This is a genomic window from Aeromonas sp. 604443 (assembly GCF_049170315.1).
In the GTDB taxonomy this organism is placed as follows: Bacteria; Pseudomonadota; Gammaproteobacteria; order Enterobacterales; family Aeromonadaceae; genus Aeromonas; species Aeromonas veronii_A.
On the sequence record NZ_JAAKMI010000001.1, the window covers coordinates 307,860 to 328,960 of the forward strand.

A 21,101-nucleotide genomic window follows, 5' to 3' on the forward strand; every position below is an offset into this window, starting at 1 on the left:
GATAGTAATCATGGGGTTGCGTGCTGTTGTACGCCGTACTTTGTCCAAAGGCGATTCAGTTCCCCCTTTTGTTGCAGCGCTGCCAGCCACTGTTCCAGCTGGGCAGGGGTAATGGGGGCCTCAGGGTGAAGGATGGCGCGGTGTTGATATCGTTGATCCCATTTCTGCGAGATCAGCAGCTGGTCGGCGGTGTCGGGGTGGGCCAGCAGATACTGGTTAAGGTACGAAACGTTGAGAATGGCTACCTCGCCACGCCCTTTGAGTAGCGCTTGCAAGGCACTGACGTTGTCCTTGACCAGGGTGATATTGAGCTTGCGCTGCAGGTAGAGAGGATCAGCATTGAACTGGCCGACGCCGTAGTGGTAGCCGGTCACCCCGATAAGATGATGCCGAGAGGGGTCATCGAAAAAGCGCTGATCCCGACCCGTTTTGTTCAGGGCCACATAGACCTCGCCACCACCGAGGAAGGGGGCTGTCATCTTGAATTTATCTGTGTCCCAGCCCCACTTGGTGTCTTCAAACAGCATCAGCGAGAAACGGCCCAGATCGAGCGCCTTGTAACGGTTGGCGGCCGAGGTGGGAACAAACACGAATCTTACCTCTTGCTGGATCTCGTTTAGCTTGGCGATGAGGTCCAGCGTCAGCCCTTCATAGCGGGAATCGGGGAGTTTGACCACAAAGGGGGCATAGGGGTATCCGCCAACCTTGATGAGGGGATGGCTCCAGCCAGAGAGGCTGAACAAGAGCAAAAACCAGCACCAATATCTCATGGGATCCCCAGGGCAATAGCTTGCTCCCAGATTCGGTTAATCTGCGCCAGTTTTCAAGCTGTTAAGGGAATTAACACAGCGCTGTTCGGCGGCTTCCAGTTCGGCCATCACCATCTGGATATCCTCCAGTTGCTGGTGCAGGGCACTGCGCTTGCTTTCGATCAGGCTGATCATGGAGTTGAGCTGGTTTTTGCTCGATTTGTCGGTGTCGTACATATCGAACAGCTCGCGGATCTCGGCCAGGCTAAACCCCAGCCGTTTGCCGCGCAGGGTCAACTTGAGCCGGATCTTGTCCCGATGGCTGTAGATGCGGGTTTGCCCCTCCCGCATCGGGGTGAGCAGCCCCTCATCCTCGTAGTAGCGGATGGTGCGCGGCGTGACATCGAATTCGTGGGCCAGCTCCGAGATGTTGTAGGTGATCTCCTTGCTGGGCAGGGAACGGGACATGGTCATGACTCCTGTTGCTGGGCGTGTGGCTGGCAGAGGCGGGCACGCAGCCGCTCGGCATTGGCGTGCAGGGCCTGACCGACCCGCGAGCCGTTGGGGCGAGCGAGCTGCTCGCTGACCCACTGGCCGGTGGCCGCCAGTGTGTCGAGGTCCACCCCCGTCGTCATGCCAAGGCCGTGCAGCAGGTAGACCACCTCTTCTGACGCCACATTACCGGAAGCGCCCGGCGCATAGGGGCAGCCGCCAAGCCCCGCCACCGAGCAGTCGATGGTGCGAATGCCGCGCTCCAGCGCGGGTAGCAGGTTGGCCAACCCCTGGCCGTAGGTGTCGTGAAAATGGACCGCGAGTCGCCCCGCCGGGATCTCGTGCAGCACCGCATCCAGCATGGGGGCCACGGTGCCCGGAGTGCCGACGCCTATGGTGTCCCCCAGCGAAATTTCGTGGCAACCGAGATCCAGCAGTTGCTCGGCCATGGTTGCGACCCGTTTCGGCCGGGTCGGGCCATCGAACGGGCAGGCGATGACGGTGGAGAGGTAGCCGCGCACCTTGATGCCGAGGCGGCGCGCCTCCTGCACCAGCGGGGCGAAGCGCACCAGCGACTCTTCCACGCTGATGCCGATATTGGCGCGGGTAAAACCGTCGGAGCAGGCGGTGAAGAGGCCAATCTCGTCGGCGCGGGCGGCAATGGCTGCCTGCAAGCCTTGCAGATTGGGCACCAGAGCGCCGTAACGGGTTGAGCCCTTGCGCGGCAGTGCCTCGAACAGCGCTGCGGAGTCCGCCATCTGCGGCACTTTTTTGGCAGAGACAAAGGCACCCACCTCGATGCGTTGCAGGCCGCTGTCTGCCAGTCGCTGGATCAACTCCAGCCGTTGTACCAAGGAGAGGGGCGCAGCTTCATTTTGCAGGCCATCGCGCGGCCCCATCTCCACCAGACTGACCCTGTCGTCACGGACGTCCTGTGATCGGTTCATGGGTGTTCCTCCTGTGAAGCAGTCTCTTCGGCAAAGCGCACCAGCACGGTCCCCTGGCTTACCTGCTCGCCCTGTTTGCACTGCAGGGCTTCAATTACCCCGTCCCGCTCTGCGCGCAACTGGTGCTCCATCTTCATCGCCTCCAGTACCAGCAGGGGTTGCCCCTTGCTGACCGTTTGCCCCTGCTCGACCAGCACGGCTACCACTATGCCGTGCATGGGCGCGATGGCGCCCTGCGCCTTCTCGTTTGCCTGCTCATGGTGGTGGCTGTGCTGCCGATCATCGGCCGCGAAGCGGATGCGCTGGCCCCCCAGGGTCATGATGAAGGCTGCCTCCGAGCCTGCGACCGTCTGAATGGGGATCTGTTGCCAGCAGCCACCCTGCTGCAGCCGGATATGATCGTCACCTCTCTGGTAGCAATGAGTCTCCCCTTGCCACTCGAACTGGCCGCCATGATCGTTAAGGGTCAATACCCGGTGCTCATCACCGATGCTCACCGCCGCCGTCCAGCAGCGATCCGGTCCCAGCCGAAATCCGCAGGCTTGCTGCCAGGGGGAGGTGCCCGCAGGGCGGCTCGCCAGCCAGAGGGCGGCCAGCGGCCAGGCGAGCTCAGGAATGGGCCGTGCTGTGGTGGGAATGGGCCACTGGGTATGGTGGCCCATGGCCAGGACGTCGGGCTCTTCACACAGGCGCAGCAGCAGCGGGCCGTTGTGCACCAGCGGCCCGAGATCCAGTGCCGCCAGCGCATCGGCCAGTTGAGCGAACGCCTCGGCGCGACTCTGGCCGTGGGCGATCAGCTTGGCGATCATGGGATCGTAATAGGGGCTGACCTCATCGCCAGCGGTGACGCCGGTGTCGATGCGCACGCCAACGGGCCAGTGGAGCCAGTGGATGGGCCCGCTGGCAGGCAGAAAACCGGCCGCCACATCCTCGGCGTATAGGCGCGCCTCCACCGCATGGCCGCGCAGCACCACCTCATCCTGGGTGAGTGGCAGTGGCTTGCCCTCGGCCACGGCCAGTTGCCAAGCCACCAGATCCTGCCCGGTCACCGCTTCGGTGACCGGATGCTCCACCTGCAGCCGGGTGTTCATCTCCATAAAGAAGAACTCATCCTTGCAGAGCAGGAACTCGATGGTGCCAGCCCCCTGATAGTGGATGGCCTTGGCTGCGGCCACGGCTGCCTCCCCCATGGCGCGGCGCAGAGCCGGAGGGATGTCGGGGGCGGGCGCCTCTTCGATCACCTTCTGATGGCGTCGTTGCAAGGAGCAGTCCCTGTCCCCCAGATAGATGGCGTTGCCGAGGCTATCGGCAAAGACCTGCACCTCAACATGGCGAGCCTGGGGCAGATAGCGCTCCAGCAGCACCCGATCGTCGCCAAAGGCGGCCTTGGCTTCCCGTTTGACTGCCGCCAGCGACTCGTCAAAGTCGGCCAGCTGATCGACCCGGCGCATCCCCTTGCCACCGCCGCCGCTGGCGGCCTTGATAAGTAGCGGGAAGTCAATCTGGCTCGCTTGATCGCGTAAAAAGTCCGGCCGCTGATCCGTGCCGTGATAGCCGGGCAGCACAGGTACACCGGCAGCCTGCATCAGCGCCTTGGCGCCCGATTTATCGCCCATAGCGAGAATGGCGGCGCCGCTTGGGCCGACAAAGCGCAGGCCGCGCTGTTCGCAGGCGGTGGCAAAATCGCTGTTTTCCGACAGAAAGCCGTAACCGGGATGGATGGCATCGGCGCGCGCCTCTTTGGCAATCTTCAGCACCTTGCCGGTGTCGAGATAGCTCTCTCTGGCCGGTGCGGGCCCCAGATGCCAGACCTCATCGGCCAGACGGGTGTGCATAGCATGGGCGTCGGCATCGGAGTAGAGGGCGATGGTGTGAATGCCGAGGCGTTTCGCCGTCTTGATGATGCGCACGGCGATTTCGCCGCGATTGGCAATCAGCAGGCGCTTAATCTGAGTGTGGTGGGTCATGTCTCATCCTTGAAACGGGGGCGCCAGGCGGGAGGGCGTTTGTCGAAGAAGGCCTGCATCCCCTCCTGAGCTTCTAGTCCCACCCGAACCCGGGCGATGGTCTCGACGGTTCTCTCTTCGTGCAGGCGTGAAGGATGGGCCTCTATCGCCGCCAGCAGCCGTTTGGTCTCTTTCATCGCCTCCGGCCCGTTGCGGCACAGACGAAGGGCCTGCGCCCGCCCCTCCACCAGCAGTTGATCCGGCTTGCAGAGTTGATGTGCCACATTGAGCCGACAGGCGGTGATGGCATCGAACGGCTCGGCACTGAGCATGTAGCGGCGCGCCTGACGCATTCCCATGGTGCGCACCACGTAGGGGCTGATCACCGCAGGCACCAGACCCAGGCTCACCTCTGAGAGGCAGAAGCGCGCATCATCGCTGGCCAGCACCAGATCGCAGGCGCAGATGAGGCCGAGCGCCCCGCCATAGGCGGCCCCCTGCACCAGAGCTACCGTGGGGAAGGGGAGCTCGTCGAGGGTCTGCATCAGCCGGGCCAGTACCCGGGCGTCTTCGCGATTGTGCTCGAAATCGGCGTGGGCCAGATTACGCATCCAATTGAGGTCGGCGCCTGCGCAAAAGTGTTTTCCCTCGGCACGTAGCAGCAGGGCGTGAGGACGTTCGGCAAGATCATGACCATGGAGATGGGCCAGGTCATCGAGGCAGTCGAGCAGCCCCAGCATCAGGTCGGCATCAAAGGCGTTGTGACGGGCCGGGCGCGACAGCACCAGCTCGGCCAGCGGGCCATGCCGCTCCAGCCGAAATGGGGTCTGGGAGGAAGTAAGTGGATCTGACATGGGTTTGCTCCTTACATCCGGAAGATGCCGTACTGCTCGGGTTCAATGCGGGCACCCTGACAGGCGGCGAGCGCCAGTGCCAGCACGGTGCGGCTCTGGGCCGGGTCGATGACGCCATCATCCCAGAGGCGGGCGCTGGCGTAGTAGGGGTGACCCTGGCGCTCATACTGTTCGATCACCGGGGCACGGATGGCGGCCGCCTCCTGCTCACTCAAATCTTTGCCCTCGGCAGTCAGCTTGTCCCGACGCACCTGCACCAGCACTCCGGCAGCTTGTTCGCCTCCCATGACAGAGATACGGCTGTTGGGCCAGCTAAAGAGAAAATCGGGTTCATAAGCGCGGCCACACATGCCGTAGTTGCCGGCACCAAAGCTGCCGCCGACGATCAGGGTGATCTTGGGCACCCGGCTGCAGGCCACGGCGGTGACCAGCTTGGCGCCGTGCTTGGCGATCCCCTCTTTTTCCGCGCTACTCCCCACCATAAAGCCGGTGATGTTCTGCAAAAAGAGCAGCGGGATGGCACGCCGGTTACAGAGTTGGATAAAGTGGGCCCCCTTCTGGGCACTGTCGCTGTGCAGCACGCCGTTGTTGGCGAGGATCCCCACTTCCATGCCGCAAATACGGGCAAAGCCGGTCACCAGAGTGGTGCCGAACAGCGCCTTGAATTCGTCAAAGTCAGAGCTATCCACCAGTCGTGCAATCAGTTCACGGGCGTCGTAAGGGCGTTTGAGACTGGTGCCCACCAGACCGTAGAGCTCCTCGATCGGGTAGCAGGGTGGCTCGTAGCCGGGGCTGCTCTCTATCGGCTCGTTACCCAGATGAGTAACCAGCGTGCGGGCGATGGCCAGCGCATGGGCATCGTCACGGGCCATATGATCAGCAACTCCCGAGTGGGCGCAGTGTACCTCGGCGCCGCCCAGGGCCTCGGCGCTGATCTCCTCGCCGGTGGCGGCCTTGACCAGCGGCGGACCCGCCAGAAAGATGGTGGCTTGCTCCCTGACCATGATGGATTCATCAGCCATGGCGGGCACATAGGCGCCGCCAGCGGTGCAGAGCCCCATCACCACTGCCAGTTGAGGGATGTTTTGGGCCGACATGCGGGCCTGGTTGTAGAAGATGCGGCCAAAGTGATCCCGGTCGGGGAACACCTCGTCCTGCATCGGCAAGAAGGCGCCGCCGGAATCCACCAGATAGAGGCAGGGGAGGCGCAGCCGCTCGGCGATGGCCTGGGCGCGCAGGTGTTTTTTTACCGTGAGCGGGTAGTAGGTGCCGCCTTTCACGGTGGCGTCGTTCACCACCAGCATGCAGAGCCGGCCCGAAACCCGGCCGATGCCGGTGATGATACCGGCGGCGGGCACCGGCTCGTCATAGACCTGCCAGCCAGCAAGCGCCGAGAGTTCGAGAAACGGGGATCCCGGGTCCAGCAGCTGATTGATGCGCTCGCGGGGCAGCAGCTTGCCACGGGCCTGATGGCGGGCGTTGTTGGCCGCGCCGCCCCCTTGCGCGATCTCGGCAATGCGGGCATGGAGATCATCGACCAGCCCCTGCATGGCGGCCCGATTGGCCGCATATTCCGGGCTCGCCGTGTCGAGGCGGGAGTGGATACGACTCATGCATTTTCTCCCATCAGCTCGCGGCCGATGAGCCAGCGGCGGATCTCCGAGGTGCCGGCGCCGATCTCGTAGAGTTTGGCGTCCCGCAGCAGGCGGCCAGTGGGGTATTCGTTGATGTAGCCGTTGCCGCCGAGCAGCTGGATCGCGTCGAGAGCCATCTGGGTGGCGTTTTCGGCGGCAAACAGGATGGCTGCGGCGCAATCTTTACGGCTGGTGCGCCCCTGATCGCAGGCGCTCGCCACCGAGTAGACCAGCGCCCGGCTGCTGGCGAGGCGGGTATACATGTCGGCGAGCTTGCCCTGCACCAGCTGGAACTCGCCGATGGCTTGACCAAACTGCTTGCGCTCACGCACATAGGGCAGCACTACATCCATGCAGGCCTGCATGATGCCAAGGGGGCCCGCAGCCAACACCACCCGCTCGTAATCGAGCCCGCTCATCAGCACCTTGACCCCGCCGTGCAGGGTGCCCAGCAGGTTTTCCTGCGGCACTCGGCAGTTGTCGAACACCAGCTCGCAGGTGCTGGAGCCGCGCATCCCCAGCTTGTCGAGCTTCTGGGCGGTAGAAAAACCGGGAGTGCCGGCTTCAACGATAAAGGCAGAAATCCCTTTGGGGCCCGCACTGGTATCTGTCTTGGCATAGATGACGAAGGTGTCGGCATCGGGTCCGTTGGTGATCCACATCTTGTTGCCGTTGAGCACGAAGTGATCGCCCTCGCGCTCCGCGGTGAGGCGCATGTTGACCACATCGGACCCGGCTCCCGGCTCGCTCATGGCCAGCGCCCCCACATGCTCGCCGCTCACCAGCGGGGGAAGGTAGCGTGCTTTTTGCTCCGCCGTGCCGTGGCGGTGGATCTGATTGATGCAGAGATTGGAGTGGGCGCCGTAGGAGAGGCCGACCGAGGCGCTGGCGCGGCTTACCTGTTCCATCACCAGCACGTGGGCCAGATAGCCGAGGTTCACCCCGTCATACTCCTCCGCCACCGTGATGCCGTGCAGCCCCAGTTCACCCATCCGGGGCCAGAGATCACGGGGAAAGGCGTTGCTCTGATCGATCTCGCTGGCGCGCGGGGCGATCACTTTCTGGCAGAAGGCCGCAACCTGTTCGGTCAGGGCATTCAGGGTCTCATCCATCTGCATCCATGCTCTCCTTGCGGATATGACAGTCGGGTTGGAAGGTTGGCTCGACCGGCTGACTCGGCGTTACGGCTGGCAGTGGTCGGTCCATTTTGTACTTCACTTCTGCCACAAGTTTACGTTAGCGTAAACGTAAATCAATTGTTAATCTGTTGTGTGTCGATAGATAGGTGGTAGTGAGAGCGTCATCAGCTACCACGACAACAGCGCCATAGTGGCAGATCCGAATGACCAGTGTGTGGGCGCCGCGTCATAAAGCGCTAACTCAGGAAAATAAGCGCGGGACAACAAGGGAGCGAACGACAAGATGGATTTTACCCTGACCGATGATCAACAGGCGTATGTGGAGGCGGCCGCCGCCTTTGCCGATGAGGCGCTCAAACCCCATGCCGCGCGCTGGGACAAGGAGCATGAGTTTCCGATCCCGACCATCAAGCAGGCGGCCGAGCTAGGTTTTTGTGGTCTCTATACTCCGGAGCAGTTTGGCGGATTGGGGCTGCCGCGCCTCGATGCGAGCCTCATCTTCGAGCGTCTTGCCATGGGCTGTACCTCGACTACTGCGTATCTGACCATTCACAACATGGTGAGCTGGATGCTGGGTAGTTGGTTGCCCACCGAGGTTGCCAAGGAGTGGGTGCCCAAACTGGCTAGCGGCGAATTGCTGGGCTCCTATTGCCTCACCGAGCCGGGGGCGGGTTCCGATGCTGCGGCACTCAAGACCCGGGCGGTGCGTGAGGGTGACAGCTACCTCATCGAGGGAACCAAGGTCTTTATCTCGGGAGCAGGCAGCAGCAATGTGCTGGTGGTGATGGCCCGTACCGGTGGTGAAGGTGCGAAGGGGATCTCTGCCTTTATGGTGCCGGCTAATGCCCCCGGCGTGAGCTATGGCAAGGCAGAAGAGAAGATGGGCTGGAACAGCCAGCCGACCCGGGAGGTTGTTTTCAACAGGGTGCGTATTCCCGCCCGCTACCGGTTGGGTGAGGAGGGGGAAGGGTTCAAGTTCGCCATGCAGGCCCTCGATGGGGGGCGCATCAATATTGCCACCTGTTCGGTGGGCACCGCCCAGCAGGCGCTGGACGATGCGCTGGCTTATGTGCAGCAGCGCCAGCAATTTGGTCACCCGATCAGCGAATTCCAGAGCGTGCAGTTTCGCCTGGCCGATATGGCGACCGAGCTGGCTGCCGCCCGTTTGCTGGTACGTCAGGCCGCCGACAAGCTGGATCGCGGGGCACCGGACAAGAGTGCCTGGTGTGCCATGGCCAAACGGTTTGCCACCGATGTGGGTTATCGAATCTGTGATGAGGCTCTGCAACTCTTTGGCGGCTATGGTTATATCCGCGAGTATCCGCTCGAGCGCTATCTGCGCGATACACGGGTACACCGCATTCTGGAGGGCACCAACGAGATGATGCGACTCATCATCGCGCGCCGCATGCTGGCCGATCCCGGTTTGTCGCTGGGCTAACCGGTGGTCGCATCAAGGGTGTGTTGCCTGCCACCCGATTTGCACCATGCCATGCCGGTTTCGGCTTTGTGAGCCAGCCACAGGTTGGTGTCATTCAAGCCTGTCATCATGGCGGCAGCTTCATCGACAAGGACAATGCTATGACAAGGATCAGACTCGAATATCATGGCCACGTGGCCTATATCACCCTCGACCATCCCCCTGCCAACACCTGGACCCTCGCCAGCCTGCAGGCCTTTTTGCAGATGATGGTGGAGCTCGACAGTCGTCCCGACGTGGTGGCGCTGGTGATCCGTGGTGCGGGCGACAAATTTTTCTGCGCCGGTGCCGACCTCAATATGTTTGTCGAGGGGAATGTCGAGCTGGCCCGTGAAGTAGCCGAGGCCTTTGGCAAGGCCTTCGAGGCGCTGGCCCGTTTTCACGGCGTCAGTATCGCCGCCATCAATGGTTATGCCATGGGCGGTGGCCTGGAAGTGGCGCTGGCCTGTGATATCCGCATCGCCGAGCAGCAGGCGTTGCTGGGACTGCCGGAAGCCTCGGTGGGCTTGCTTCCCTGTGCCGGTGGCACCCAGCGTTTGACCGAGCTGGTGGGGCCGGGCTGGGCCAAGCGGATGATCCTCTGCGGTGAGAAGGTGAGTGCCTCGCTGGCCTACGAGATGGGGCTGGTGGAGGAGGTGGTGAAAACCGGTCAGGCGTGGGAGGCGGCGCACCAGATGGCCCATCTGGTGGAGCGCCAGAGCCCGAGCGCCCTGCGCGCCTGCAAAACCCTGATCAATCAGGGGCGCAGTGGCCCACGGGATGCCGCCTTGCCCCTTGAGCGAGCGCTGTTTCTCGATCTCTTTAGCGATGCCAACCAGCGTGAAGGGGTGGCCGCCTTCCTGGAGAAACGCTTACCGCGCTGGCAATATGGCCCAACAGAATAAATCCATACGGAGCCGTTTATGAGTGAGCCGGTCAAGGTTAGCTGTTATCCCACCGAAGATGGCCATCAGGTCGGGGTGTTGACCCTCGATAGCCCATCGTCTCTCAACGCATTGAGCCTGCCGATGATCCAGCTCCTGCAACAGACGCTGACCCGTTGGGAGCAGGATCCCGCCATCGTCTGTGTGCTGCTGCAGGGAGCGGGTGAGAAGGCATTTTGTGCCGGTGGCGATATCCGCTCCTTCTATTACCGCAAGCAGGAGGCGAGCGAGGCGGAACTGTTCGAATATGCCCGCGACTTTTTCGAGCAGGAGTACCGGCTCGACCACCACATCCACTCTTACCGCAAGCCCCTGATCTGCGTGGCGGACGGTATCTGCATGGGGGGCGGTATTGGCCTGTTTGCCGGAGCCGATTTTCGGGTGGTGACCGAAAAGAGCCTGTTCGCCATGCCGGAGGTGACCATAGGCCTCTACCCCGACGTGGGAGCAAGCTGGTTTTTAAGCCGGATGCCGGGGCGGCTGGGGCTCTGGCTCGGTCTGACTGGCGCCCGCTTCAACGGGAGTGATGCCATCGGTCTTGGGCTGGCGGATCACGCTATCGCCAGTGGCGAGCGCAGTGCGCTGTTGTCACGCCTCGCCGTGCTCGACTGGGCTGCTAGTGGTGAGCCCCGTGAGCAGATCGATCTGCTGCTCAGGGGATTGCACCGTGAGGTAGCGGCCCGCTTGCCAGCGCCAGTATTGCTACCCCATCAACAGAAAATCGATGTCCTGCTGGCGGGGCGCACGCTGCAAGGGGTATTGGCGCGGTTGTTCGAAGCTCAGTTCGATGAACAGGAGACGGTACTCCAGCAGGCGCAGCAGCTCTGCCGCACCGGCAGCCCCATCAGCCGCGCCATTTTGTGGCGTCAATATTGGCAGGCTCGCCGCAACTCACTGGCAGAGGTATTTGCCGAGGAGCTGACCCTCTCGGTCAACTGCGTGCTGAAGGGGGATTTTGTGGAAGGGGTACGGGCACTGCTGATCGACAAGGATAAAGATCCCCGCTGGCAACAGTTGCCACCGGAGGGGGAGTGGCTGGACGAGTTCTATCGCTGGCCGCAGGGGCGCAATCCGTTGGCCTGCAAGGAATAACATCTTGGCAACCGGCGCACGCCGCCATCAGCAACGCAAGGAGCAAGCGGGATGACAAGGATAGGGTTTATCGGGCTCGGCAACATGGGGGGGCCCATGGCGGCCAATCTGGCCAGGGCCGGGCACAGGGTGCAGGTGTTTGATCTGGTTGCCCAAAACATTGAGCGCGCTATCGCCGCTGGCTGCATCGCCGCGGGGGATGCCCGTGAGGCGGTGACCGGCTGCGAGGTGGTGATCAGCATGCTGCCTGCGGGGGAGCATGTGCGCGACCTTTGGTTGTCTGAGGGGCAGGATCTGCTGGCAGCCCTGCCGGTTGGTGCACTGGTGATCGACTGCTCCACCATAGATGTCGACTCTGCCCGTCAGGTCGGGGAGGCGGCCCGCGCACGCGGTTTGCGCTTTATTGATGCCCCCGTATCGGGCGGTGTCGCCGGTGCGGCCGCCGGGACGCTCACCTTTATCGTTGGCGGCGATAGGGCGGATTTCGAGTCGGCAAAACCTCTGCTCGCCTGCATGGGGCAGAACCTGTTTCACGCCGGGGCGCTGGGTGCCGGGCAGATCGCCAAGATGTGCAACAACATGCTGCTTGCGATCCATATGGCGGGTACCGCCGAGGCGCTGGCCCTCGGGGTGAAGGAGGGACTGGATCCCGCCGTGCTCTCCACCATCATGGGCAAGAGCTCCGGCAACAACTGGAGTCTGGAGCGCTACAACCCCTGGCCCGGGGTGATGGAGAATGTCCCTGCCGCCCGCAACTATCAGGGGGGCTTTATGACCCGTCTGATGGTGAAAGATTTGGGGCTGGCCATGGCGCTGGCCGAGCATGGCCACAGCGCTGTGCCGATGGGGGCGCTCGCCCGTAACCTGTTCAACCTGCATGCTGCTCAGGGGCAGGGGAGCCGTGATTTCTCCAGCATCGTCGAACTCTATCTGGATAAACAGGATCCCGCCTGACGGGCCACCTCTCTTCAAGGCATCTCCCTTCGACCGCTACAAGGAGCATTGATGGATATCAAAGATAAGGTCATCGTTATTACCGGCGCTGGACGTGGCTTGGGACGGGCCATTGCGCTGGCCCTGGGCGCACAGGGGGCGACGCTGGCGCTGCTCGACATCAATCGCGCCGATCTGGAGGCGACCTCAGCCATGGTGCACAGCCAGAATGATCAGTGCGATCAAGATAGCCAGTGCGAGCTGTTTGTCTGCAATGTGGCGAGCGAAGCCGAGGTTGAGTCGGTTTTTGCTGCCATCAAGGGGCGTTTTGGCGTGCTGCACGGTCTTATCAACTGCGCCGGCATTTTGCGCGATGGCATGCTGATCAAGGTGAAAGAGGGTGAGCTGGTGGAGAAGATGACGCTGGCCCAGTGGCAGAGCGTGATTGACGTCAACCTCACAGGTACCTTCCTCTGCGGGCGCGAGGGGGCGGCGCTGATGGCGCAAGGGGGGCAGGGGGGCGTTATCATCAACATCTCTTCCATTGCCCGCGCCGGCAATATCGGCCAGAGCAACTATGCCGCCAGCAAGGCGGGAGTTGCCTCGCTGGTGGTGACCTGGGCGCGGGAGCTGGCGCGCCATGGCATTCGGGTCATGGGGATTGCCCCCGGGGTGTTTGCCACCGACATGACGGCGGCGATGAAGCCGGAGGCGATGGCGCGGATGCAGCAGGCCATTCCGGTCGGCACCCTTGGCGAGGCGCAACAGCTGGCCGAGACGGTGAGCTTTATTTTTGCCAACGACTATCTGTCGGGGCGGATGATAGAACTGGATGGCGGTTTGCGTTTATAGGGATTTACATAATGGGCCCCGGTGTTTCCACCGGGGCTTTTTTATGCAGATTATTTATACAGAGAGCGCCTGAATGGCGATGCATAGGAACCATGCGAGTCAGGTTGTGTTGGCAGAAAAATGAGAAATATCAATGGGTCTTGGTTAATTTGAGCCAGCTCACAGGCCATATGGGTCAGTGCTGTAAAATTGCGCGCGGTCAAGGCGGTGCATGATTGACGGGACGAGGGATTGCGGTCGGAATAGTCATGCAATATAGTTGCCGCCTTTTTCACGGGGTCAGGATTCCCAGCCCCTCCCATATTGCGCGCAGTATGAATACGGACGCTCTGCCGCCGCCTAAATAAACAGGATTGAAATGGACAAGAAACTAGGGCTGGGCGCCCTCATTTCGCTGGTGATCGGCTCCATGGTCGGCGCCGGGGTCTTCAGTCTGCCACAAAACATTGCTGCGCATGCCAGTGCCGGGGCGGTCGCCCTGGGTTGGGCCATCACCGGTCTGGGCATGATCTGTCTCGCGCTGGTCTATCAGAACCTCTCCATGCGCCGCCCCGATCTCGATGGCGGTATCTTCAGCTATGCCAAAGCCGGTTTCGGCGATTTTATCGGTTTCAACGCCGCCTGGGGTTACTGGCTCTGCCAACTGCTGGCCAACGTCTCCTACGCCATCGTGGTGTTCAGCGCCCTGAGCTACTTCTTCGATACACCTGACAACGTCATCTTCGGTGACGGCAATACGCCGGTGGCCATCACGCTGGCCTCCATCCTGATCTGGTCGGTGCATGCGCTGGTGCTGCGCGGGGTACAGGTTGCTGCGCTGGTGAATATCGTCACCACCATCGCCAAGATGGTGCCGCTCATCGTCTTCTGTGTTGCGATCCTGCTGGCTTTCAACATGGATACCTTCACTCTGGATATTTGGGGCCAGAACAACATGGAGCTGGGCTCCGTGATGGATCAGGTCAAGTCCACCATGAAGGTGACCCTCTGGGTCTTTATCGGGATTGAAGGGGCCGTGGTGGTCTCTGCCCGTGCCCGTCATCGCAAGGATGTGGGCCGTGCCACCGTGCTGGCGCTGCTCGGCGCCCTGACACTCTATGTGATGGTGACCCTGTTCTCGCTGGGTGTCATGAGCCAGCCGCAACTGGCGGCGCTCAAGAACCCTTCTACCGCCATGATCCTTGAAGCCGTAGTCGGCCCCTGGGGGGCCTGGCTTATCAACATCGGTCTGGTGGTGTCGGTGATGGGGGCGCTGCTCAGCTGGACCGTGCTGGCCGCTGAAGTGCCCTATATCGCAGGCAAGACCGGTGTGTTCCCGGGCTGGTTTGCCAAGGAGAACAAGAACGGCTCGCCGCAGGTGTCCCTCTGGTGCTCTACCTGTCTGGTGCAGATCTTCCTGATCATCATCTACTTCCAGAGCAGCACCTATCTGGCGCTGGTCAACATCGCCACCTCGGCGGCGCTGGTGCCCTACGTTTTCTCCGGTGCCTATGGCCTGAAGCTGGCATTGAAAGGGGAGACCTATCAGGGTCAACCTCATCAGCGCAAGCGTGACCTGCTGCTGGCCCTGGTGGCGACAGTTTACGGCTGCTGGCTGGTCTACGCTGCCGGTGTGGAGTACCTGTTGCTGGTGGCGCTGCTCTATAGTCCGGGCATCTTCATCTACTGGAAGGCGCGTCAGCATCACGGTCTGCGCGGCCTTAACCGGTTGGAGCAGGGGATGACGGCGGCCCTACTTGGCTGTGCCGTGCTGGCCTTCTACAAGGTGATGGACGGTACCATTCCACTGCACTAACCGGCACAATGAAGAGATGGCCCTCGCGCCATCTCTTTTTTTTCATGCAGATATCCACTGTTGCCCGGCCGTGTTGGCCAGTTTTTGTTTAACACAGGAATTTTTATGCTGTTTATGGGTTACCTCCTGCTGGGCGCCTTTGCCGGCATGCTGGCGGGGCTGTTCGGGATTGGCGGTGGATTGATCATTGTCCCCGTGCTGGTCATGACCTTTCGCGCTCAGGGTATCGACCCTGAAATAATTACCCATCTGGCCCTCGGCACTTCCCTTCCCACCATGATCTTTACCGGATTCAGCTCGCTTAGAGCGCACCAGGAAGCGGGCGCCGTCGACTGGGTGATGATCCGCAGATTGGGGGCTGGTATGTTGGTTGGTGCCTGGCTCGGTGGTATGACGGCCAATCTGCTCAGTACCGGCACCCTCAATATCATTATCGGCTGCTTCGCCTGGACTATGGCGCTGCAGATGGGGCTTAACCTCAAGCCCAAGGCGGAAAGACACCTGCCAGGAGCGTTCGGCACAGGCATCGCCGGTACCATCATTGGCTGGATGTCAGCGCTGTTTGGCATTGGCGGTGGCTCGCTCACCGTCCCTTACCTGAGCTGGAACTCGGTGCCAATGCGCAATGCGGTAGCGGCCTCTGCAGCTTGCAGCATGCCCATCGCGCTGGCGGGGAGCCTCAGCTACCTCTATGCGGGTTGGGGTCATGCCGATCTGCCCGAGTGGAGTGTGGGCTACATCTATCTGCCCGCCCTGCTGGGCATTGTGCTGACCAGTACCCAGTTTGCCCGCCTTGGTGCCAAGCTGGCACACCGATTGTCACCAAGACGCCTCAAGCAGGCATTTGCTCTGCTGATGCTGCTGGTGGGGGCGAAATTTATGCTGTTTAGCTGATTCATTCGGCAGATTGTTGAAAAATAAGGCAAACGATCTGTTGGAGGGTAGAAAGCCGTTGCATTGAACGCCCAGTTTGCCTATTCTCCTCGCCGGTGGTCCTATTGGTCCTCTCGCATTGATAACCCGTCGACCTGGTCAGGACCGGAAGGTAGCAGCCAAGGCGGGGGACTCGAGTGCCGGGATGTGGCTGGTAGGGCCACCACTTGTTTCTGCAATTCAATAAGTTACAGCTAATTTCCCCCTTCAGACCTCTTGGTAATCCACTTTGTGTGGATGAATCAGGAGTCTTCTCTGTGAATCTCTGGCTCAGTCCTCAAGGTATCTGGTACTACCGCAAGGTGACAGTGCTCCCCTGTGGTCGCCGCAAAGACATCAAGAAATCTCTCCGTACTCGGGACAAGCTGGTTGCTCGTGAACAGGTGGCTCAGATGCTTGCCTGTGCGCGTTCTCGGGTAAAACCTGCGGCTGTCCAGCCAGAACCTCAGTCAAACTCCCTGCCAGAGCCTCAGCGGCTACCGCAACAGACACCCTCAGCGGCCAATCCAGCCTCTCAGTCAGCCCCTGTGGGACCCTCTGCCATTGCATCCCCAGTACTCTCAGAACTCAGTGAGCGTTATCTGAAAGAGAAGGCGCTGTCCTGGGCGCCCAAAGAGCTCAGTAACCAAAAAAACTACATCGGCTACTTCATCAAGGCGCTGGGGGATAGAGCTCCCACGGCATACAGCAAGGCCGATGTGGTCAAGTTCAAGGACGAGTTACTGAACTCCGGCAAGAGTCCAACGACTATCAACAAGTACCTCCAGAAGCTCTCTCTGCTATTTGTCTGGTTATCGAACCACCACGAGGGGATCGTCAATCACTTCGCTGGGCTCAAGCTACAGCGGGTCAAAGAGGTCAATGCTCGAAGCAGCTATACATCTGCGGAGAAGCAACGGTTGATCCAATGGGCGAAGCAGCAGGAGCCATACCGTAAGTGGATAGCGCTGCTCGGCCTGTATACCGGAGCGAGAGCCAATGAGATCTGCCAGTTGTACGCGGACGATGTGCAGCAGGTCGACAAGGTGTGGTGCCTGAACATCAGAGACAACCGCCCAGACCAGAAGCTCAAGACGGCCAACAGTGCCCGCCTGATCCCTATTCACTCCTCGCTGATTGCTGGTGGCTTTATCGACTTTGTGCAGGAAAGGGAAGGGGGACGGTTGTTCCCAGAGCTACCTCATCGACAAGACGGTTACAGCCATCTTTGGGGGCAGTGGTTCAGTCGTCATCGTCCTGTAGACAAAGACTTCCACAGCTTACGGCATACTGTGGCAACAGCGTTGAAGGATCATGGGGTGCCGTTACAGTATGCGGCGGCAATCTTGGGGCATACCAATGGTGCCATCAGCTACGACAGGTACGGTGGTGGAATTGCAGTCGAGAAGCTACAGGCAGCTATCGAAGTCGCACTATGAACGCGCTACATTGGTGAACATCTAGTAGGTACTTCAACTCAAATAGCCACTATTAGCTGGATGCTAATGAGCACAAGGAAGATCTCCATTGGAACACCATAGGCATGACACGGCACAATCTGGTTTGAATGACCTGAAAGAGCAAATTGCGTTGGAGTACGGGCGATGTCTCCTCCAGTTGCAGCAGTTTGAATTGATGCTCAAAGCAGCCCTACCCACTCTAAAGGTGAGCGGGTTCTCCGATGAGTTAGCTCGTAACGTAGAACGTGACCGCCAGCTTCTAGGCGGAAAAACGCTGGGGCATTTGGTTGGTCAGTGGAGCCAAAGAACGACGTTGGAGAATGAGCAAGAAATTGATGATGACGCTCTAAACGGCCGAGCTTACTTCCGTGTCAGTTTTGGCCTAGAAGACGGTGAGTGGATGAATGAAAAGCTCAAACAGTTGGTCGAATTACGAAATGAGCTGGTTCATCATTTTCTGTCACGTTTTGCATTGAACTCGGAGATTAGTTGCCAAGATGCAATCAGCTATCTGTCTACAGCAGCCAGTACCATCAAGAGCAATAAGGATACGCTGATTTCCCTCCTGACTGCATTTGAAGACGGCAAGAAAGAACTTTTCGAGTTTATTAACTCACCAGTCGGAAAGAGTCTCTATTACTACGGAGTTATCCCTGGTGAACAGATCGACAATTGGGAAAGCACAACCATCGTCCAACAGCTGAAATTTGCAGAACACTCAATAGCTAAGGATGGCTGGGCCCAGTTAAATGAAGCCATCCGTAGTATCGGGCAAAGATGGCCAGATTTATCCCCCAAGCTGTACGGATGTCGTAGTTGGCGGGAGGTTATTCATCGTTCCCAGCTCTTCGAAGTAGATAAACGACCATCTCCCACTGGTTTTATTGTTTGGTATCGCACACGCGAGGCCTAAATTATTTTTCTAATTTCTACCGCTTACACATTCAGAACAGGATCGAGGTTGCCACACTGACTGCAACGGTTTTAATAAGATCAAAGGTCATGTCGAGCCCCTTGATTTTAAAGGTCTCTTTAGTCTTGTTCCAGACGGTATCATTTCTGATTGTATCAAGGAATTCATGCCCAGCAAACGTAAGGCCTCTGGCAGTGAAACCGCTTACAACGTTCACCCCCAATCGTTGACTCATTTCCCCTCTGACAAGCTGGGCATCAATCAAGAATCTCATGTGTTCGGCTATCACATAACGTTCGTCTAGTGTAGCTTTATTAAAATCTGATAAATCTAAGAATTTCTTCTGAAAAGAAACATCATCTTCAATCTTTGTCAGTATAGCTCTAATAATTTCCCAGTCTCGTTTCATCTTATGCCCTTTAAACATCAAAAATTTGGATGTGAGTTAAGCGCGATAATGTCAAGTTATCAAAAGTCCCATTTATTCTGGAATGACTATGTTTATGTTGTTATTTATGTATTCTTTAAGCTCATCTATAGCATTATTGCAAGCGGAAATTATTTCCTTTTCAAAAATAGAAAATTCTCGGCGTGTTTGTATTTCATCGTATTCCCTTGTTTCTCCAAAGCAAAGAGGATACAAGGCAGAATAATTAGTAACAGAGTCGAACAACCGTTCAGTTACAACCTTTAATTCTGGGAAATACATTTTTTGAATAAGAACTGCTTTGTTTGCTTTCTCAAATACTACATTACGTTCAATTTCTTCGATAACGTATGCGTGCTGTCCTATTGCGAATGTCGCGTGAATGTCGAAAATTAACTGAGCATACACTTCTATTTTTTCTGAAATCAGCAACTCATAACGTTCTTTTTTACTGAATAGCTTATCCACTTTCAATTCAATTTTTCTTAATGTATCTGTATTTTCAATTTGTGCTTTGTAATCCCCAGTCCTTTTTAAATAGCTACCAAAAAAGGCACCAATACCTGAAACAACACCATAAAAAACTAAGTTAAACAAGTGTTCATTCAATGAGTTTAAATCCATCTTATAACCTAAATGAAGTTAATTTTTCCAATAGGCTATCAAACAAAAGACTCTCGGTAAATTCTGCAAAAAATCTGTGGGATCAGCTGAGTAATAAAACCACGCGTCTTTCCCCCGTACCCCCTCAGTTCTCCAGCGCACCGGTCGCCCTGCCGTTCTTTTTTCTCACCGCCTGAGCGCCTGCCTGCGCCTCTCCTTATACCTACCCCAAGCCACCCTATTGCTAACACGTAGGCGATCCCCTGCATCTTCCTGCGGCCTCCTGCCGTGTGTCTCTACCATTTATTCGTCCCTTTTAAGTATACCCTAATGGACTTCTTTCACTCGGGTGTATTGACCGTCTCATTTCTGTTTCATAATCTAAGTCTCATAATGTCTAGGTGTTAATGTGACGGCGTGACACCGACAAGGACTCACGTTGAAGCAATAGGAAGAAGATGAAGGAGATTTCCGTATGAATGACTTGGTTATCAGGCTTCGCCGATTCAAGGACAGGAAGTCACTGGATAGAGTTGCCCCAAGGATGCTTGATAAGGCTGCGGCTACGGGCCTCCAAGAGGAACTGAAGGTCATCGCAGCGATTGACCACCGGCAAGCAGAGATAGCGGCTGGAAAGCATTACGATGCGGGGAAAGTCCCTATGACAGCTTGGGCATTGGTTGATTGAGTAGGAGAGAGTGATGGGACAGGTTATCGGTTATGCACGTGTGTCGTCTGTCGGTCAATCGCTGGATGTTCAACTGGATAAGCTGACAAAGGCCGGTTGTGAGCGTGTGTACCAAGAGAAGGTATCAGGGACCAGCACAGATGGCCGTGAGCAACTAGCCGAACTCCTGCGGTATGTCCGAGAGGGGGACGATGTGGTGATCACCAAACTGGACCGTCTGGGCCGTTCTCTCGCTGACCTGCTGGACATTACGGAACAACTGGAAGCCAAGGGCGTGACCCTGCGTGTACTGGACCAGAACCTAGAGACGACGACAGCCCAAGGTAAGCTGATGTTCACCATGCTGGGCGCCTTTGCTGAGTTCGAGACGGCTCTACGCAAGGAGCGTCAGATGGAAGGGATCGCCAAAGCTAAGGCTGCGGGGAAGTACACAGGCAGGCCCAAGAGTATCGACGAGGATGCAATCAAGGCGACTCTGCTGGAAGGCGGCAAGTCCCTGCGGGAAATCGCTACGCTTCATGGGGTCAGCCGAGCGACTGTCCATCGCCTATCAACAAGGATGCGAGAGGATGGGGAGCTGAGTTGATCGAGTGTGTCTATCGGTTGAGCCTGGGACCATCGAAAGGATCAATCACTGGGACTGTCCCAAAGAACATTAGGTAAAGCTAATTTACCCTGACCAATAGAAAGAGCTGATCGAGTGGCCAACTTTGATCGAATCTTTCAATCGACCCCCGAGGCTGTTCACCGCGACACCTTGGGGGGTTGTCGTTTGGGAGGACTCGACGATGACCCTGCGCCTGTCCCTCTGGACCTTTCTCATCGCCTCCCTTCCATCCGTGTCCCTGCTGTCTTCAGGCTTTCTCTGTGGACCTGTGAGATCGTGCAGGGGTGAGCGTGTGGGGTAACATGGGGGAATGCGTATGGTGATCAGAGAGATCGTCTGAGAGGCTATCTGGAAGGGACCAGAGGGGGAGCCTGGGGCCGAATCTGCGCTTGTTCGTCTGAATGCCCCTGTTTGTTGTCCGTGGGTCTGTCCCGAGGTCTGTACTCCCGACGATTATCCCGAAGACACCAATAAAACACCTTCCAGAGACCTCCAGAGCAGGGGCAATTGGAGCTAGTTACTTTTCCCTGACCATAGGGGGGGATACGAAAAGACCAATACTAAAAGACTTCTATTAGATACCCTGGATACTATCTCTCTATACACTACTTACTACAGGTATCTTTAAGACTACCCGAGGACGGCCCAAGTGCTG

The 21,101-nt window shown here is 58.5% G+C and carries 20 protein-coding genes and 1 other RNA gene; 12 read left to right on the plus strand and 9 right to left on the minus strand.

The features are described 5' to 3' along the window. Positions 1-8: 8 nt before the first annotated feature. From G5380_RS01255 to G5380_RS01285, 7 genes are read right to left on the minus strand one after another with little or no spacing between them, the layout of a single operon-like run. Positions 9-770, minus strand: a complete 762-nt coding sequence (locus G5380_RS01255; protein ID WP_337072137.1) for a substrate-binding periplasmic protein — start codon at positions 768-770, stop codon at positions 9-11. Positions 771-806: 36 nt separating this feature from the next. Then, on the minus strand, positions 807-1,217 hold the full coding sequence (locus G5380_RS01260) for a MerR family DNA-binding transcriptional regulator (protein ID WP_337072138.1): 411 nt from the start codon (positions 1,215-1,217) through the stop codon (positions 807-809). Positions 1,218-1,219: 2 nt separating this feature from the next. Further along, the gene (locus tag G5380_RS01265; protein WP_337072139.1) at positions 1,220-2,188 is read right to left on the minus strand and encodes a hydroxymethylglutaryl-CoA lyase; all 969 of its coding nucleotides are present in this window, start codon (positions 2,186-2,188) and stop codon (positions 1,220-1,222) included. Then, positions 2,185-4,155, minus strand: a complete 1,971-nt coding sequence (locus tag G5380_RS01270) for an acetyl/propionyl/methylcrotonyl-CoA carboxylase subunit alpha (protein ID WP_421352237.1) — start codon at positions 4,153-4,155, stop codon at positions 2,185-2,187. Before G5380_RS01270 ends, G5380_RS01265 begins: the two co-directional genes overlap by 4 nt. Next, positions 4,152-4,988, minus strand: coding sequence for an enoyl-CoA hydratase-related protein (locus G5380_RS01275; RefSeq protein WP_279490707.1), 837 nt, complete (start codon positions 4,986-4,988; stop codon positions 4,152-4,154). The genes G5380_RS01270 and G5380_RS01275 overlap by 4 nt, the downstream gene beginning before the upstream one ends. Positions 4,989-4,999: 11 nt before the next feature. After that, positions 5,000-6,601 carry a carboxyl transferase domain-containing protein gene (locus tag G5380_RS01280; protein WP_421249235.1) on the minus strand — a complete coding sequence of 534 codons (1,602 nt, stop codon included), beginning with the start codon at positions 6,599-6,601 and terminating at the stop codon, positions 5,000-5,002. Further along, entirely contained in the window at positions 6,598-7,740 is a 1,143-nt protein-coding gene (locus G5380_RS01285) for an isovaleryl-CoA dehydrogenase (RefSeq protein WP_421254772.1), read from the minus strand. Before G5380_RS01285 ends, G5380_RS01280 begins: the two co-directional genes overlap by 4 nt. Before the next feature lie 304 nt (positions 7,741-8,044). Here G5380_RS01285 and G5380_RS01290 point away from each other — a divergent pair, with 304 nt between their 5' ends. The 10 genes from G5380_RS01290 to G5380_RS01335 all read left to right on the plus strand — a co-directional run bounded on the left by G5380_RS01290 (position 8,045) and on the right by G5380_RS01335 (position 18,121). Further along, complete coding sequence (locus tag G5380_RS01290; protein ID WP_421172159.1) at positions 8,045-9,202, plus strand: acyl-CoA dehydrogenase family protein; 1,158 nt, start codon at positions 8,045-8,047, stop codon at positions 9,200-9,202. Positions 9,203-9,342: 140 nt separating this feature from the next. After that, on the plus strand, positions 9,343-10,125 hold the full coding sequence (locus tag G5380_RS01295) for an enoyl-CoA hydratase (protein ID WP_005345131.1): 783 nt from the start codon (positions 9,343-9,345) through the stop codon (positions 10,123-10,125). Positions 10,126-10,143: 18 nt separating this feature from the next. Next, positions 10,144-11,256, plus strand: coding sequence for an enoyl-CoA hydratase/isomerase family protein (locus G5380_RS01300; RefSeq protein WP_421172158.1), 1,113 nt, complete (start codon positions 10,144-10,146; stop codon positions 11,254-11,256). 51 nt (positions 11,257-11,307) lie between these two features. Further along, a complete protein-coding gene (gene mmsB / locus G5380_RS01305; RefSeq protein WP_201953309.1) occupies positions 11,308-12,210 on the plus strand; it encodes a 3-hydroxyisobutyrate dehydrogenase in 903 nt (300 codons plus the stop codon). A 51-nt stretch (positions 12,211-12,261) separates the two neighbouring features. Then, entirely contained in the window at positions 12,262-13,041 is a 780-nt protein-coding gene (locus G5380_RS01310; RefSeq protein ID WP_421352238.1) for an SDR family oxidoreductase, read from the plus strand. 358 nt (positions 13,042-13,399) lie between these two features. After that, positions 13,400-14,836, plus strand: coding sequence for an arginine-ornithine antiporter (gene arcD, locus G5380_RS01315; protein WP_005336921.1), 1,437 nt, complete (start codon positions 13,400-13,402; stop codon positions 14,834-14,836). Positions 14,837-14,941: 105 nt separating this feature from the next. Next, complete coding sequence (locus G5380_RS01320; protein ID WP_270817185.1) at positions 14,942-15,730, plus strand: sulfite exporter TauE/SafE family protein; 789 nt, start codon at positions 14,942-14,944, stop codon at positions 15,728-15,730. A 102-nt stretch (positions 15,731-15,832) separates the two neighbouring features. Beyond that, positions 15,833-15,929, plus strand: an RNA gene (gene ffs / locus G5380_RS01325) — signal recognition particle sRNA small type. Between the two features lie 97 nt (positions 15,930-16,026). Then, positions 16,027-17,187 carry a site-specific integrase gene (locus G5380_RS01330; protein ID WP_323929355.1) on the plus strand — a complete coding sequence of 387 codons (1,161 nt, stop codon included), beginning with the start codon at positions 16,027-16,029 and terminating at the stop codon, positions 17,185-17,187. An 88-nt stretch (positions 17,188-17,275) separates the two neighbouring features. After that, entirely contained in the window at positions 17,276-18,121 is an 846-nt protein-coding gene (locus tag G5380_RS01335) for an OST-HTH/LOTUS domain-containing protein (RefSeq protein ID WP_411585687.1), read from the plus strand. A 31-nt stretch (positions 18,122-18,152) separates the two neighbouring features. Here G5380_RS01335 and G5380_RS01340 read toward each other — a convergent pair whose 3' ends face one another. Both G5380_RS01340 and G5380_RS01345 read right to left on the minus strand, forming a co-directional pair. Further along, complete coding sequence (locus G5380_RS01340; RefSeq protein WP_323929351.1) at positions 18,153-18,530, minus strand: DUF2513 domain-containing protein; 378 nt, start codon at positions 18,528-18,530, stop codon at positions 18,153-18,155. Between the two features lie 72 nt (positions 18,531-18,602). Continuing rightward, positions 18,603-19,172: a hypothetical protein gene (locus G5380_RS01345; RefSeq protein WP_323929350.1), complete on the minus strand. Its 570-nt coding sequence runs from the start codon at positions 19,170-19,172 to the stop codon at positions 18,603-18,605. 454 nt (positions 19,173-19,626) lie between these two features. Between G5380_RS01345 and G5380_RS01350 the strand changes: the two genes are divergently transcribed. Beyond that, positions 19,627-19,839, plus strand: coding sequence for an Hha/YmoA family nucleoid-associated regulatory protein (locus G5380_RS01350; protein ID WP_024946490.1), 213 nt, complete (start codon positions 19,627-19,629; stop codon positions 19,837-19,839). Between the two features lie 13 nt (positions 19,840-19,852). Beyond that, positions 19,853-20,425 carry a recombinase family protein gene (locus tag G5380_RS01355; protein WP_017779893.1) on the plus strand — a complete coding sequence of 191 codons (573 nt, stop codon included), beginning with the start codon at positions 19,853-19,855 and terminating at the stop codon, positions 20,423-20,425. The last annotated feature ends 676 nt before the right edge of the window (positions 20,426-21,101 follow it).

What these genes read in the sequence shown, in the direction of transcription:
- G5380_RS01255 (WP_337072137.1), bottom strand. Translation starts at nt 770, where the DNA reads ATGAGATATTGGTGCTGGTTTTTGCTCTTGTTCAGCCTCTCTGGCTGG.
- G5380_RS01260 (WP_337072138.1), bottom strand. Translation starts at nt 1,217, where the DNA reads ATGTCCCGTTCCCTGCCCAGCAAGGAGATCACCTACAACATCTCGGAG.
- G5380_RS01265 (WP_337072139.1), bottom strand. Translation starts at nt 2,188, where the DNA reads ATGAACCGATCACAGGACGTCCGTGACGACAGGGTCAGTCTGGTGGAG.
- G5380_RS01270 (WP_421352237.1), bottom strand. Translation starts at nt 4,155, where the DNA reads ATGACCCACCACACTCAGATTAAGCGCCTGCTGATTGCCAATCGCGGC.
- G5380_RS01275 (WP_279490707.1), bottom strand. Translation starts at nt 4,988, where the DNA reads ATGTCAGATCCACTTACTTCCTCCCAGACCCCATTTCGGCTGGAGCGG.
- G5380_RS01280 (WP_421249235.1), bottom strand. Translation starts at nt 6,601, where the DNA reads ATGAGTCGTATCCACTCCCGCCTCGACACGGCGAGCCCGGAATATGCG.
- G5380_RS01285 (WP_421254772.1), bottom strand. Translation starts at nt 7,740, where the DNA reads ATGCAGATGGATGAGACCCTGAATGCCCTGACCGAACAGGTTGCGGCC.
- G5380_RS01290 (WP_421172159.1), top strand. Translation starts at nt 8,045, where the DNA reads ATGGATTTTACCCTGACCGATGATCAACAGGCGTATGTGGAGGCGGCC.
- G5380_RS01295 (WP_005345131.1), top strand. Translation starts at nt 9,343, where the DNA reads ATGACAAGGATCAGACTCGAATATCATGGCCACGTGGCCTATATCACC.
- G5380_RS01300 (WP_421172158.1), top strand. Translation starts at nt 10,144, where the DNA reads ATGAGTGAGCCGGTCAAGGTTAGCTGTTATCCCACCGAAGATGGCCAT.
- mmsB (WP_201953309.1), top strand. Translation starts at nt 11,308, where the DNA reads ATGACAAGGATAGGGTTTATCGGGCTCGGCAACATGGGGGGGCCCATG.
- G5380_RS01310 (WP_421352238.1), top strand. Translation starts at nt 12,262, where the DNA reads ATGGATATCAAAGATAAGGTCATCGTTATTACCGGCGCTGGACGTGGC.
- arcD (WP_005336921.1), top strand. Translation starts at nt 13,400, where the DNA reads ATGGACAAGAAACTAGGGCTGGGCGCCCTCATTTCGCTGGTGATCGGC.
- G5380_RS01320 (WP_270817185.1), top strand. Translation starts at nt 14,942, where the DNA reads ATGCTGTTTATGGGTTACCTCCTGCTGGGCGCCTTTGCCGGCATGCTG.
- G5380_RS01340 (WP_323929351.1), bottom strand. Translation starts at nt 18,530, where the DNA reads ATGAAACGAGACTGGGAAATTATTAGAGCTATACTGACAAAGATTGAA.
- G5380_RS01345 (WP_323929350.1), bottom strand. Translation starts at nt 19,172, where the DNA reads ATGGATTTAAACTCATTGAATGAACACTTGTTTAACTTAGTTTTTTAT.
- G5380_RS01350 (WP_024946490.1), top strand. Translation starts at nt 19,627, where the DNA reads ATGAATGACTTGGTTATCAGGCTTCGCCGATTCAAGGACAGGAAGTCA.
- G5380_RS01355 (WP_017779893.1), top strand. Translation starts at nt 19,853, where the DNA reads ATGGGACAGGTTATCGGTTATGCACGTGTGTCGTCTGTCGGTCAATCG.